Raw genomic sequence first — 13,318 nt, 5'->3', positions numbered from 1 at the left:
GGCGGCTCAAGCCCGCCGCCGATCTGGCGCGCCTGTTTCGCCATCATCCCGCCGCCCTGCGCCGCAGCTTGGAGATCGCGACCCGGTGCAGCTTCGATCTCTCGGAGCTGAAATACGACTATCCTGATGAGAGCTCGCAGGGCGAGCCGCCGCAGCTCCGGCTGGAGCGGCTGGCGCATGCAGGTCTGGCGCGGCGCTATCCCGATGGCTGTGATGCGCGTGTGCAGGGCTTGCTGCAAAAGGAGCTGAGCCTTGTCGGCGAGCTGGGCTATGCCTCTTACTTCCTGACCGTGCATGACATTGTGAGCGAGGCGCGCCGCCGGGGCATCCTGTGTCAGGGGCGCGGCTCTGCGGCCAATTCGATCATCTGCTATCTGCTGGGCATCACCGATGTCAGCCCCGATATGATAGGCATGGTGTTCGAGCGGTTCATCTCGCGCCATCGCGGCGAGCCGCCCGATATCGACGTGGATTTCGAGCATGAGCGCCGCGAGGAGATCATCCAGTGGATCTATGAGCGCTATGGCCGCCACCGCGCGGGGCTCTGTGCCACGGTGATCCATTTTCGCACCCGCGCTGCGATCCGCGAAGTGGGCAAGGTGATGGGGCTGTCGCAAGATGTCACCGCAAGCCTCTCGGGCCAGATCTGGGGGATGTCCAATGGCGGGGCGGATCCGGCGCGGATGCGCGAGCTGGGGCTGAACCCAGACGACCGGCGCTTGGCGCAGACCATCGGGCTGATCAATGAGATCATCGGCTTTCCGCGCCACCTGTCGCAGCATGTCGGCGGGTTCATCATCACGCAGGGACGGCTTGATGAGCTGTGCCCTATTGAAAATGCTGCGATGGAGGCGCGCACCGTCATCGAATGGGACAAGGATGACATCGACGCGCTGGGGATCTTGAAGGTCGATGTGCTGAGCCTTGGGATGCTGACCTGCATTCGCAAGGCGTTCGATCTGCTGGAGCAGCATGAAAAGCAGGTTCTGACGCTTGATCGCGTGCCACAGGAAGACCGCGCGACCTATGAGATGCTGACGCGCGCCGATGCGGTGGGGGTGTTTCAGGTCGAGAGCCGCGCTCAGATGAACTTCCTGCCGCGTATGAGGCCTGCGGAATTCTACGATCTGGTGATCGAGGTGGCCATTGTGCGGCCCGGTCCCATTCAGGGCGGCATGGTGCAGCCCTATATCCGCCGCCGTCAGGGGCTGGAGGCGCCCGAGCCCTTCGGCCCGGCGCTGGCCGAGGTCACCCGTAAGACCCTTGGTGTGCCTTTGTTTCAGGAACAGGCGATGCAGATTGCCGTGGTGGGGGCGGGCTATACTGCCGAGGAGGCCGATCAGCTCCGCCGCTCGCTTGCCTCATTCCGCCGGATGGGGACGATTGGCGCGCATCGCGACCGCTTCGTGGCGGGGATGCAAGAGAATGGCTACAGTCCCGAGATCGCCCAAGCCTGCTTTTCCCAGATCGAGGGGTTTGCCGATTACGGCTTTCCCGAAAGCCATGCTGCGGCTTTCGCGATGCTGACCTATGTGTCGTCTTGGCTCAAATGTCATCACCCGGCGATCTTTGCCTGCGCGCTGCTCAATTCCCAGCCGATGGGGTTTTATGCCCCCGCCCAGATCGTGCGCGACGCCCGCGAACATGGGGTGGAGCTGCGCCCGGTCTGCGTCAATCACAGCGTCTGGGACAACACGCTGGAGCGGCGCGCCGATGGCAGCTTGGCGCTGCGTTTGGGGTTTCGTCAGATCAAGGGGCTGCGCCAAGAGGATGCGGGCTGGATCGTGGGGGCGCGCGGCAACGGCTATCCCGATCCCGAAAGCTTGTGGCTGCGCGCCGGTGTTGCGCCCGCCACCTTGGAGCGTCTGGCCGAGGCCGATGCGTTCAGCGGCATGAACCTGACCCGGCGCGATGCGCTGTGGGCGGTGCGTGCGATCCGCGCCCCCGCGCCGTTGCCGCTTTTCGCCGATCCGCTGGATGGCGAGGGGCTGCGCGAGCCGGATGTGACGCTGCCCGCGATGCATCTGGGCGAGGAGGTGGTGGAGGATTACCTCGCGCTGCGCCTGTCTCTGCGCGCCCATCCGATGGAGATCCTGCGCCCCACGATCCCCGGCATCGTACCGCATGACCAGCTGACCTGCGTCTCTGCGCGCCGCATCAGCGTGTGTGGGCTTGTGATCACCCGCCAGCGTCCCGGCACGGCCTCGGGGGTGATCTTTTTGACTTTGGAGGATGAGACGGGCGTCTCCAATATCGTCGTCTGGCCCCGCGTCTATGAGCGGTTCCGCCGCATCGTCATGGGGGGGCGGCTGTTGCGCGTCACCGGGCAGATCCAGCGCGAAGGGATCGTGGTGCATGTGATCGCCGAGCAGGTCGAGGATCTGTCAGGCCGGATCGCCGATCTGGGCCACCCTCTGGAGACGGTCGTGGGCATCACCCAGCCGCAGGCCGACGATGCGCCCAGACCGCCACGCTACCCACCGCGCGCCCATCATCCGCGCGATCAGGCCAAGCGGTTGTTTCCAAGCCGCGATTTTCACTGATCCGCGCGGACCGGGGTCGGGCCCTCGCGCCGGGCGAAAACCCGCACAGCGGTGCTGGGTGCTGTGCGGGTTTTCGCACGCCTGCGAATCGGTGACGCGCCGGGTGATTCCCTATCTATCTGAAATTCTTGTTAAAAACATGTTTTTCACATGGGGTTCACGAAACTGTTGAACGAAATGCAGATGCGCGGAATGCTGCTGGCAAGTGTCGGAGAGGACCGGCGCATACTACAGTCTGGGAGGACATCATGAAGAAACTCACTGCCGCCGTCTCGGCGCTCGCACTGTTGGCAACGGCTACGATCGCATCGGCCGATCCGACGAAATGCGACCCCGGCGAGATGGTCATCAAGTTCAGCTTCGTCACCAACATGGACAAGCACCCCAAGGGGATCGCAGCGGCTCTGTTTGCCAAGCGCGTGAACGAAGAGATGGACGGCAAGGCCTGTGTCGAGCTGTTCCCGAACTCGACGCTCTACAACGATGATCAGGTGCTTGAGGCGATGCTGCAGGGCGACGTGCAGATGGCCGCGCCCAGCCTGTCGAAATTCGAGACCTTCACCAAGGTTTACCGGATCTTCGACTTGCCCTTCATGTTCAAAAACATGGAAGCGGTGGACGAATTCCAAAACTCCCCGGTCGGCCAGAAGATGAAGGACGCAATGGTGCGTCGCGGCCTGCAAGGGCTCGATTTCTGGCATTCCGGTCTAAAGCAGTTCTCGGCCAACAAGCCGCTGATCCTGCCGTCTGACGCCAAAGGCCTGAAATTCCGCGTGCAGCCCTCCGACGTGCTGATCGCTCAGATGAAAGCACTGGGGGCAAGCCCGCAGCCGATGGCTTTCTCGGAAGTCTACGGTGCGCTGCAGACGGGCGTGGTTGACGGTCAGGAGAACACTTGGTCCAACATCTACGGCCAGAAGTTCTACGAGGTGCAGGACGGCACCACCGAGACCAACCACGGCCTGCTTGACTATATGGTCGTGACCTCGGTCGACTGGTGGCAGAGCCTTGATCCGGCTGTGCGCGATCAGCTCAAATCGATCCTCGATGGCGTCACCAAAGAGCGCAACGCCGCGATCAACGACGTCGAGGCCCAATCGCGTCAGGCGATCCTCGATGCAGGCGGCGTGATCCGCGAGCTGACGCCCGAGCAGCGCCAGCAATGGGTCGACGTGATGAAGCCGGTCTGGGCTCAGTTCACCGACGATGTGGGTCAAGAGAATATCGACGCAGCTCAGGCGATCAACGCCAAGAACTGATCTCGACCATGCCTCTGGGCGCAGAGCGATTGCCTCTGCGCCCAGAGCAACCTGCGGCGCGCCCGAGATCTGGCGCGCCCTCTTAACCCAAGCCCCAGCCGCCATCGGAGAGAGCCATGACGCAGCGATATGAGCCGCGCACCCGCTTGTCGCGCGCGATCCATCACTTCGAGGAGGGCGCGATCGCGCTGATCCTCGGCTTGATGACCGCGATCACCTTCATCAACGTCCTTCTGCGCTACCTCTTCAACGACTCATTGATCTGGGGGCTGGAAGTCACGCTGATCCTTTTCGCCTGGCTGGTGCTGCTGGGCATGTCCTACGCGGTCAAGGTCACGGCGCATCTGGGCGTGGATGCGATCGTCAACATGCTGCGGCCCGGTCCGCGCAAGGCGCTCAGCCTGTTTGCCGCAGCACTTTGCATTCTCTACGCGGTGTTGCTGCTCAAGGGGGCGTGGGACTACTGGGCCCCCTTTGCCGGTCTCGATCAGACCAGCGGGCGCTGGTTCCCGACCGGGTTTGAAGCGACCCGCGACCGGGCCTTTTATCAGACGGATCAGATCCCGATTGCGCATTGGCTCGCCGTCTGGCTGGGCAATCTCGTCAATCAGGGCGATGCCTATGACAAGCTGCCACGCTTCTTGCCCTATCTGATCTTGCCGATTGGCGTCGCCTTGCTGCTGATCCGCTGCATCCAAGCCGCGATTGGCGTGGCGCGCGGCACCCGTACGGCCCTGATTGTCAGCCACGAGGCTGAGGACCAGATCGCCGACGTGGCCCATATGAACAAGGACAGGTGAGCCATGGACATCCTTCTGCTTTTCGTCATGGTGATCGGATTCATGCTCGTGGGCGTGCCGATTGCAATCTCGCTCGGCCTGGCCTCGACGCTGTTCCTGCTGGTGTTCTCGGATACCTCGCTCGCAGGCATCGCACAGTCGCTCTACGACGCGATGGACAATCACGCGACGCTGCTGGCGATTCCGTTCTTCATCCTCGCCTCCTCCTTCATGTCAACGGGTGGGGTTGCGCAGCGGATCATCCGTTTTGCCATCGCCTGTGTCGGGCACCTTCCGGGTGGTCTGGCGATTGCGGGCGTGTTTGCCTGTATGCTCTTTGCCGCGCTGTCGGGGTCGAGCCCGGCCACCGTGGTCGCCATCGGCTCGATCGTGATCGCAGCGATGCGTCAGGTCGGCTACTCCAAGGATTTCGCCGCAGGCGTGATCTGTAACGCAGGCACGCTGGGCATCCTGATCCCGCCCTCGATCGTGATGGTGGTCTATGCGTCGGCGACCGACGTGTCGGTGGGGCGGATGTTCCTCGCAGGCGTCATTCCGGGTCTGCTGGCCGGTGCGATGCTGATGGCCACGATCCTGTTCATCGCGATCCGCAAGAATTTGCCGCGCGGTGAGTGGCAGGGCTGGGGCGAGATCTGGGCGAGCTTCCGCGACGCGTTCTGGGGGCTGATGCTGATCGTGATCATCATGGTCGGTCTCTACGGCATCCCGGGCATCACCGGTGGTATCTTTACCCCGACCGAAGCCGCTGCCGTCGCTGCCGTCTATGCGTGGATCGTGGCAAACTTCATCTATCGCGACATGGGCCCGCTCGATCAGGGCGAGACCAAGCTCTCGCTGCGCAAACGGCCGCAGGCGATCCTTGAAGTGTTCTTTCACAAAGCCACCCGCGACACGCTGTTCGAGGCCGGTAAGCTGACCATCACGCTGATGTTCATCATCGCCAACGCGCTGATCCTCAAACACGTGCTCACCGATGAGCAGATCCCGCAAAAGATCACCGAGGCCCTGATCGGCGCGGGGCTGGGTAAGATCATGTTCCTTGTGATCGTCAACGTGATCTTGCTGATCGGTGGACAGTTCATGGAACCCTCGGGGCTGATCCTGATCGTGGCGCCGCTGGTCTTCCCGATTGCGATGCAGCTGGGGGTCGATCCGATCCATCTGGGCATCATCATGGTGGTGAACATGGAGATCGGTATGATCACGCCACCTGTGGGGCTCAACCTCTTCGTGACCTCTGGCGTGGCGGGCATGCCGATCATGCGCGTGGTCCGCGCGGCGCTGCCCTTCCTCGCGGTGCTCTTCGTGTTCCTGATCTTGGTGACATATGTACCCTTCCTCTCGACATGGTTGCCAAACTCCACGATGGGACCAGAGACGGTGGTGAAATAAAGAAGGAGGGGGGCATCGCCCCCCTCTTGCCATAACGGGGCGCTTTGGCCACCTGGGGTTAGGTATTTGGGCCAAGATGAATGAGGCGTCCCTTTCATCTTGATGCAAATACCTCGGGGGTGAATTCGGCGCAGCCGAAGAGGGGGCAGAGCCCCCTTTTCTCTGTCCGCGGGCCGGGCCATTATGGGGTGTTGCAGAGCGGAGGCGGCATGGCAAAGATCTTCACCGGGCCCGACGGGCAGGCGCGCTGTTTCTGGTGCGCGGGATGGGAGCCCTATCTGGCCTATCATGACACTGAGTGGGGCTATCCTGTGGCCGATGATATCAGGCTTTTCGAGAAGCTGTCGCTCGAAGGGTTTCAGGCGGGCTTGAGTTGGCGCACCATTCTGGCCAAGCGCGAGAATTTCCGCGCAGGGTTTGACGGGTTCGATTTCAACATCGTGGCGGGCTATGGGCCTCAGGATGTGGCGCGGTTGCTGGGCGATGCGGGGATCGTGCGTCATCGCGGCAAGATCGAGGCTGTGATCAACAATGCCGCTCGGGCGCAGGTGGCGGTGGCGCGTGAGGGCTCGCTTGCACGTTGGATCTGGTCCTTTGCGCCCGAGGTGCCCGAGCATCCGCCGGGGGAGATCCCTGCCAAGACGCCCGCGTCTGAGCGCCTGTCCAAGGCGTTGCGCAAGGATGGTTGGAAATTTGTCGGCCCCACAACGATCTATGCGTTCATGCAGGCGATGGGGATGGTCAATGATCACATGCCGGGCTGTGCGCATCGCGCGCGCGCCGAGGCGGCGCGCGCGCGGTTCATGGCCCCTTAAGCGCGGTGTGGCAGGCGCAGCCGTCCGCTGGCCAGCAGCACACCGAAGATCGCCACGGCGACGCCCGCGAGTTGCGAGGCATTCGGGATCTCGCCAAACGCAGCCGCGATCACCAGCGCCGAGACCGGCACGAGGTTGAACAGGATCGAGGTCGGGCCCGGGCCGCGTCGCGCGATGCCGGTTTGCCAGAAGAGATAGGCCAGCACCGAGCCTGCCAGCGCCATCCAGATCAGCGCCTCCCACGTCGCGCTCGAGGCCGTGGCAAGACCGTGCAGCGGCTGCTCGAAGGCAAAGGCCGCGATGGCGAGCGCCACAGCACCGCTCACCATCGTCCAGCTCGCGGTCTCGATCGGGCTTGCATCGCGCACCCAGCGGCGGCAGCCGATCGGGTAAAGCGCCCAGCCCAGCGATCCGACGAGGATCAGCCAGTCACCGCTGGCGAAATGGGTTCCGCTGAACGCGCCGACGGTGAGGCCCACGCCAAGCAGCGAAATCACCATGCCGAGCAATGCAATCGCGCGGGGCCTGCGGCGCTCGATCAGCGCATCGATCAGGCTTGTGCTCAGCGGGCTGGTCGCCATGATCAGCGCGCCGCTCACCGGGCTTGCGGTTTGCAGGCCGAGAAACAGCGCCGCGTTGAACCCGGCCACGCCGAGCACGCCGAGCGTCACGAAGGCCCGCCAGTTTCGGCGCAGGACGCGCAGGTTGATCCCGTGGCGAAGCGCCAACCAGAGCAGGATCGCGGTTGCGGCAATTGCGAAACGGCCGGCGGCTGCCGTCCAGGGGGGCAGGTCGTTCAGCACGAAGCGGGTGGCTTCGAAATTCGAACCCCAGAACAGGGCGGCCAGCGCGCTGAGCCCGAAGGCGGTGCTTTCACGCGGGAGGGTTGCGGGGGCGGTTGGGGAGAGAACGGTCATGGGGGAGGCTCCGGATTGGATCACTGGTCGGAAGATCGTTGATCTAAATTTGGAAATATATAGAGTTTTATGAGATCCTATTTTTCATAATCGGAAAGCGGAATGGAGCGACTAAACTGGGATGACCTGCGGATCTATCTTGCGCTGATGCGCGAGGGCACTTTGAGTGCGGCGGCGCGCAGTCTCGGGCTTGGCGTGGCCACGATTTCGCGCCGGGTCGAGCGGATGGAGGCGGCGCTTGGCGTGCCGCTTTTCCTGCGCCATCAAAGCGGCTACCTGCCGACCGATCAGGCGCGCGCGCTGATGGCGCAGGCTGAGGCGGCGGAGGGCGCGCTGGAGGGGATGCGGATCGCTGCTCGGGCTCAAGACGAGATCCGGGGGATGGTGCGGATCGCCAGTATCGAGAGCCTTGTCGGCACCGTGATCACGGGCGCGCTGGCGCCGTTGCTGGCGGAGAATCCGGGGCTGAGCGTGGAGCTGGCCTATTCGACACTGACGGTCAATCTGCACCGCCATGATGCCGATCTCGCCTTGCGCATGGTGCGGCCCGAAAGCGGCAATCTCAAGGTGCGGCATCTGGCGGATATGGGGTTTGGTCTCTATGGCCCGCCCGGCGGCGCGCGGCCTGCGCGGCATGTCACCTGGACTGACGGGGCCAGCATGTCCGTGCCGCGCAGCTGGTCTCTTGCCTTTGGGGCGGAAGATCAGGGATGGTTTGGGATCAACACCTTAGCGGGACAACTTGATGCAGTTGCGCGCGGGATCGGCTGTGCCGTCTTGCCGCATTTTCTGGCGCGTCCAGCAGGGTTGAACCTGCTGAGCGCGGCGCTGCCTGATGGCACTCGGATTGCGCGTCCGATCTATCTGGTGACCCATGCGGATCTGGCGGGTTCGCGCCGGGTGGAGGCGGTGGCGCAGGCGCTCGTCGCGGGGATCCGTGCGCAGCGGGCGGCGATTGAGGGCGTCTGAGAGACCGTCGGTTTCCGCGCGATTGGACAGAAAAAGACCGGGCAGGGATCGCGCCCGCCCGGTCTTATTGTCTCAAGGCAGTGCCGATTAGCTGGCAGTGCCGATCTTGGCCAGAAGCCCGTCGATATCGGAATCGTAGCCTTTGACTTCCTGCGGCTTGCCATCGCTGTCCTTGAACAGGATGTAGGGCGTGCCGCCGATGCCTTGGGCTTGCATCCATTCGTTGTTTTTCTTCACTTCGGCCACGGCATCCGCATTGGAGGTATCGCCCTTGATGGCGCCTTCTTCCTTGGCCTCGTCGAATTTTTCCTCATCCGTGGCAAGGGCGGCAGCCGGGTCTTTCGCGCTCAGGATCGCGGCGGCCTTGGCCAGCGAGTCCTGCTTGAGGAAACCGGCCTGAATCACATGCACCTTTACCTTACCCGCTTTGACGGCGGGTTTGAGCGCCTCATAGGTTTTGTGGCAATAAATGCAGTTGGGATCGAACAGGATCCACATCTCTTTGGAGGCCGAGGCTTTGCCCCAGACAAAGCTGTGGGTCTTGTCGAGCGAGGCGAAGTTCTCGGCCGCGCCCGGGGGCTGGGGCAGCACTTGCTGGGCTTCGATCTGGGTCAGGTTCTGCCCGTCGGCGTCAAAGATCATCCCCTGCATCATGTATTTGCCATCGGGCGTGGCATAGAGGATCGCATTCTTTTGCGGCCCCATGGTCACGGCCAAGCCGATCAACCCGTTGGGCGCCTCAAAAGCTTTGAGGATCTTGGTGGAGCCGTTCGTCAGCTTGTCGAGCGTGGCCTGCACGGGGGCGGGCGCGTCGATCGTCTTGAGCGGCGCCGGGGTCGCAGCCGCCGTGGCATCGGCGGCAGGGGCTGCCTTGTCCGTGGCCGTCGTGGCGGCCTGATCGGCCAGAGCGGGCAGAGCTGCGAGGCTGGTCCCAACGGCGAGTGTCAGGCCAAGAGCGGACAGTCCGGTCGTGCGGCGAAGAAGAGAAAACACCATAATTTTCCGACTTTCGGTAACAGTTTCAAATTGGTTGCCGCTTAGGGCAACGCTCGTCTCTGTTGTCAGATGTGCACGCAGGAGCAGCAATGCACGAATTGATGAGCATAAAGTGATCGGCAGGTCTGTGCTGTCTTGGACTGGCAAAAAGGGCGCGCAATCGCTGCGCGCCCCTTCAACTTCATGGCATTGGGCCGAGATCAGGCTGCGGTGCGACGGCGCGGACGGCGGCGCTTGGCCTGACCGTTATTCGCGCCGGGTGCAGCACTTTGCGGCTTGGACTGCTTCTGGGCGCTGCCATTGCCACCATTGCCGCGACGTCCGCCGCCCGATTTGCCTGCCGAGCGGCCGCGCTGGTTGCGCACGGAGGGCCGGTTGGCGGCATTGGGACGCTCGCCCGATGCGGTCGGGATCTCGATCTTCATCAGCTTCTCGATCTGCACCAGCAGGTCGACATCCTCGGGGGTGCAGAACGACATCGCCTCACCCTCGCGGCCCGCGCGCGCGGTGCGCCCGATCCGGTGGACATAGGCGTCGGGCACTTCGGGCAGATCGAAGTTGATCACGTAGGAGACGCCCGGGATGTCGATGCCGCGTGCGGCCACATCGGTTGCCACCAGCACGTTGATCGTGCCTTCGCGGAAGGCTTTGATGGCGCGGTCGCGCTGGCCCTGGCTTTTGTTGCCATGGATCGAGGCTGCGTTATAGCCATCGGCCACGAGGCCCTTCATCAGCTTCTCTGCACCGTGTTTGGTGCGCGAGAACACGAGCGTAAGCGCCTTCATATCGGCGCTCAGGATCTCGCGCAGCTTGTCGCCCTTGGCGGTTTTGCCATCCATATAGTGCACCGTCTGGGTCACCTTGTCGGCGGCCTTGCCGGGAGGGGTGACCTGCACGCGCTCGGGATTGACGAGATAGGCGCGCGAAAGCTCTTCCATCTGCTTGGGCATGGTGGCCGAGAACAGCATGGTCTGGCGCGGCGTGCCCAGCTTCGGGGCGATCCGGCGTAGCGCGTGGATAAAGCCCATATCGAGCATCTGATCGGCCTCGTCGAGCACGAGATGCTTGACGGTCGACAGATCCACCGCGCGGCGGTCCATCAGGTCGATCAGGCGGCCCGGGGTTGCCACGAGGATGTCATTGCCCTTTTGCAGCAGGCCGATCTGGCGGTTGATCGACTGGCCACCGACCACGGTTGCGACCTTGACGGGGCTGCCATTGGTCAGGGTTTTGAGGTTTTCCGCGATCTGGTTCACCAGTTCACGGGTGGGCGCGAGGATCAGCGCCTTGACGGTTTTCGGCGCGGGTTTGCCGGGTTCGGCAAGCAGGCGGTCGATCAGCGGCAGGCCGAAGGCCAGCGTTTTGCCGGTGCCGGTCTGGGCCAGACCCAGCACGTCACGCCCGGCCAGCGCGAGCGGGATCGCGCGCGTCTGGATCGGAGTGGGTTGGGTCAGACCGTTGCGCGTCAGGGCTTCGATCAGCGACGGCGCGAGGCCGAGAGTCGTAAATTCGGACAAAGTAAATCCTTTGGCGCTGCGTCTTGGACGCAAACGCTATGTGCTGCACGTCCCCCGATTTTCGGGATTGCGCGCAACAGGGTTTGTGCGAGCCGCGAGAGTGCGACTTGCGTTGAGAACCCTGCGTGATGGGGAACGGAAATTCGGTGCGGTTGCCGATGCGCCTTTAGGGGACGCAGGCTTACTCACGCGGCAGCGCAGCAACCTGTGGGGATCACATGGGGAAGATCTGACACGAAGTCAAGCCTTTCTCGGCGGGAGGGCCCTTGAAGCCGGGCGCGCGGGCTGGCTAAAACCAATGCCATCTCAACTGGAGGAATTGCCGCCGTGAACCGCTATGCCGCCCTGCTGGCCTGTCTTTGCCTGACAACGCCCGCTTTCGCCGAGACCCAGTCGAGCCTTGCCATGAAGATCGAGGCGCTCTCTTATTCCAATGATATCGATCAGGCGAGCCTTGGTGCGATGGATTATGGCGCGGCGATGCGCCGGGTGCGTGCGGGCAAGGATCTGCACTCGATGGAGCATCGCATCCATCTGGACGGCTGCAAGATCCGCTTTGAGGATGCGCTGATGACGCTGGGCTTCAAGGCGCCGGTGCAGGTGTTGCGCGTGGATCTGAAACAGGTCCGTCCGGTGATGGCGCAGGACCAAAAGACGCCGGGGCGCGATGCGCTGGTGTTGCGCTTTCCGGGCGGCACGCAGCCGCTGTCGCGGGTCGCAGCCGATCCCGCAGACCCGTCGCAGGTGCTGGCCGCAGCGCGCAACGGCGATCTGCACGAGACACCCGTCTCGCATTACCGCTTCGCGCTGCATTATTTTGAACGGCCCGATCCGGCCAACCCGTTGCTGGCAGCCCTCAAGACCTATCGCGACGCATATTGCGCCACGACAGGTTGAGCGCGTCTCAGGCCGCGTCGAGGGCTGCGATAATCGCGCCGAAATCCGCGGCCTTGAGAGACGCTCCACCGACCAGCGCGCCATCGACATTGGAGGTCGCAAAGATCTCGGCGGCGTTGGAGGGTTTGACCGAGCCGCCATAAAGCAGCCGCATCCCGTCGGCCTCGGCGCCAAACCGGGCCGTCAGTGTCTTGCGCATGAAATCATGCACCTCGGCGATCTGCTCAAGCGTCGGGGTGCGCCCGGTGCCGATCGCCCAGACCGGCTCATAGGCGATCACGGTATTGGCCGCGGTCGCATGGTCGGGCAGGGAGCCCGTAAGCTGGCTGTCGATAACATCGAGCGTCTCGCCCGCATCGCGTTGGGCTTCGGTCTCGCCGACGCAGACCACCGCGACCAGACCGCCCGAAAGCGCCGCTTCGGTCTTGGCGCGGACCATGGCGTCATCTTCCCCGTGATCGGCGCGGCGTTCGGAATGGCCCAAGATCGCGTGCCCCGCACCCGCATCCGCGATCATCGCAGCCGAGATATCGCCGGTATGCGCGCCCGAGCCTGCCATGTGGCAATCCTGTGCGCCGACGAAGATCTTGCCATCTGCTGCCTGCGCCATCGCTGCGATCAGCGTGGCGGGCGGGCAGAGCAACACCTCGCAGCTGGGGGAAGGATGGGCCGCAATCAGCGCCTCGACTTCGCTCAGACTGGCGCGCAGCCCGTTCATTTTCCAGTTTCCGGCGGCCAGTTTCTTGCGCATGCGCTCTCACTCCTAGATTTCGGTCGTGCCGACACTAGGGGGTGACGCTCGGCGCGCAAAGGGCAAAAATGCCCGCGCTCACGCTTGGGTGTCGGCGGCGTCCATATCTGCGAATTTGATCGATTCTCCGCAGCCGCAGGCATCCACCACATTGGGATTGCGGAACTTGAAGCCCGATTCCAGAAGGCCGGTCTCATAGTCTATTTCGGTGCCCAGCATAAACATCTGCGCCATCGGCGCGATCAGCACGCGGGCCTCGCCCTTCTCGACGACGATATCCATCGGACCCGCCTCGGCTGCGACCTCCATCGTGTATTCCATGCCCGCGCAGCCGCCCTTCTTGACGCCAATGCGGAAACCGGCGGCGTCTTCACGCGCCATCAGCTTGGCGATATGGGCCACGGCGGCATCGGTGAGGGTGACAGGGTCTTGTCCGGGTACGTTGAACATGGGGGTACTCCT

The 13,318-nt window shown here is 63.4% G+C and carries 12 protein-coding genes; 7 read left to right on the top strand and 5 right to left on the bottom strand.

Features of this window, described 5'->3' with window-relative positions; all coding sequences use genetic code 11:
- The 5 genes from DL1_RS16610 to DL1_RS16590 all read left to right on the top strand — a co-directional run.
- Nucleotides 1-2,543, top strand: a 2,543-nt coding sequence (locus DL1_RS16610) for an error-prone DNA polymerase (protein WP_038068336.1), incomplete at its 5' end; no start/stop codon positions are given.
- Between the two features lie 248 nt (nt 2,544-2,791).
- A complete protein-coding gene (locus tag DL1_RS16605) occupies nt 2,792-3,802 on the top strand; it encodes a DctP family TRAP transporter solute-binding subunit (RefSeq protein WP_038068334.1) in 1,011 nt (336 codons plus the stop codon).
- A gap of 116 nt (nt 3,803-3,918) precedes the next feature.
- Nucleotides 3,919-4,602 (top strand): TRAP transporter small permease, encoded by a 684-nt coding sequence (locus tag DL1_RS16600; RefSeq protein ID WP_038068332.1) that lies wholly within the window; start codon nt 3,919-3,921, stop codon nt 4,600-4,602.
- Nucleotides 4,603-4,605: 3 nt separating this feature from the next.
- Entirely contained in the window at nt 4,606-5,994 is a 1,389-nt protein-coding gene (locus DL1_RS16595) for a TRAP transporter large permease (RefSeq protein WP_038068331.1), read from the top strand.
- A 209-nt stretch (nt 5,995-6,203) separates the two neighbouring features.
- Nucleotides 6,204-6,809 carry a DNA-3-methyladenine glycosylase I gene (locus DL1_RS16590; RefSeq protein ID WP_038068330.1) on the top strand — a complete coding sequence of 202 codons (606 nt, stop codon included), beginning with the start codon at nt 6,204-6,206 and terminating at the stop codon, nt 6,807-6,809.
- Here DL1_RS16590 and DL1_RS16585 read toward each other — a convergent pair.
- Nucleotides 6,806-7,726 (bottom strand): DMT family transporter, encoded by a 921-nt coding sequence (locus DL1_RS16585; RefSeq protein WP_038068329.1) that lies wholly within the window; start codon nt 7,724-7,726, stop codon nt 6,806-6,808. The two genes, DL1_RS16590 and DL1_RS16585, sit on opposite strands and share 4 nt — an antisense overlap.
- Before the next feature lie 102 nt (nt 7,727-7,828).
- Between DL1_RS16585 and DL1_RS16580 the strand changes: the two genes are divergently transcribed.
- Nucleotides 7,829-8,695: a LysR family transcriptional regulator gene (locus DL1_RS16580; protein WP_038068328.1), complete on the top strand. Its 867-nt coding sequence runs from the start codon at nt 7,829-7,831 to the stop codon at nt 8,693-8,695.
- A gap of 87 nt (nt 8,696-8,782) precedes the next feature.
- Here the strand turns inward: DL1_RS16580 and dsbG are convergent, their stop codons facing one another.
- Nucleotides 8,783-9,688, bottom strand: coding sequence for a thiol:disulfide interchange protein DsbG (dsbG, locus tag DL1_RS16575; RefSeq protein WP_162178767.1), 906 nt, complete (start codon nt 9,686-9,688; stop codon nt 8,783-8,785).
- 203 nt (nt 9,689-9,891) lie between these two features.
- The gene (locus DL1_RS16570; RefSeq protein WP_038068327.1) at nt 9,892-11,208 is read right to left on the bottom strand and encodes a DEAD/DEAH box helicase; all 1,317 of its coding nucleotides are present in this window, start codon (nt 11,206-11,208) and stop codon (nt 9,892-9,894) included.
- Between the two features lie 327 nt (nt 11,209-11,535).
- Between DL1_RS16570 and DL1_RS16565 the strand changes: the two genes are divergently transcribed.
- Nucleotides 11,536-12,105, top strand: coding sequence for a hypothetical protein (locus DL1_RS16565; RefSeq protein ID WP_038068326.1), 570 nt, complete (start codon nt 11,536-11,538; stop codon nt 12,103-12,105).
- Nucleotides 12,106-12,112: 7 nt separating this feature from the next.
- Here DL1_RS16565 and tpiA read toward each other — a convergent pair whose 3' ends face one another.
- Nucleotides 12,113-12,856, bottom strand: a complete 744-nt coding sequence (gene tpiA, locus DL1_RS16560; RefSeq protein ID WP_038068325.1) for a triose-phosphate isomerase — start codon at nt 12,854-12,856, stop codon at nt 12,113-12,115.
- Nucleotides 12,857-12,934: 78 nt separating this feature from the next.
- Nucleotides 12,935-13,306 carry a HesB/IscA family protein gene (locus DL1_RS16555; RefSeq protein WP_038068324.1) on the bottom strand — a complete coding sequence of 124 codons (372 nt, stop codon included), beginning with the start codon at nt 13,304-13,306 and terminating at the stop codon, nt 12,935-12,937.
- Between the last annotated feature and the right edge of the window lie 12 nt (nt 13,307-13,318).

The sequence above is a fragment of the Thioclava dalianensis genome (assembly GCF_000715505.1).
GTDB classification, from domain to species: Bacteria; Pseudomonadota; Alphaproteobacteria; order Rhodobacterales; family Rhodobacteraceae; genus Thioclava; species Thioclava dalianensis.
The sequence above is the reverse complement of the archived record's forward strand: the minus strand, read 5'-3'. Positions and strand labels throughout refer to the sequence as shown.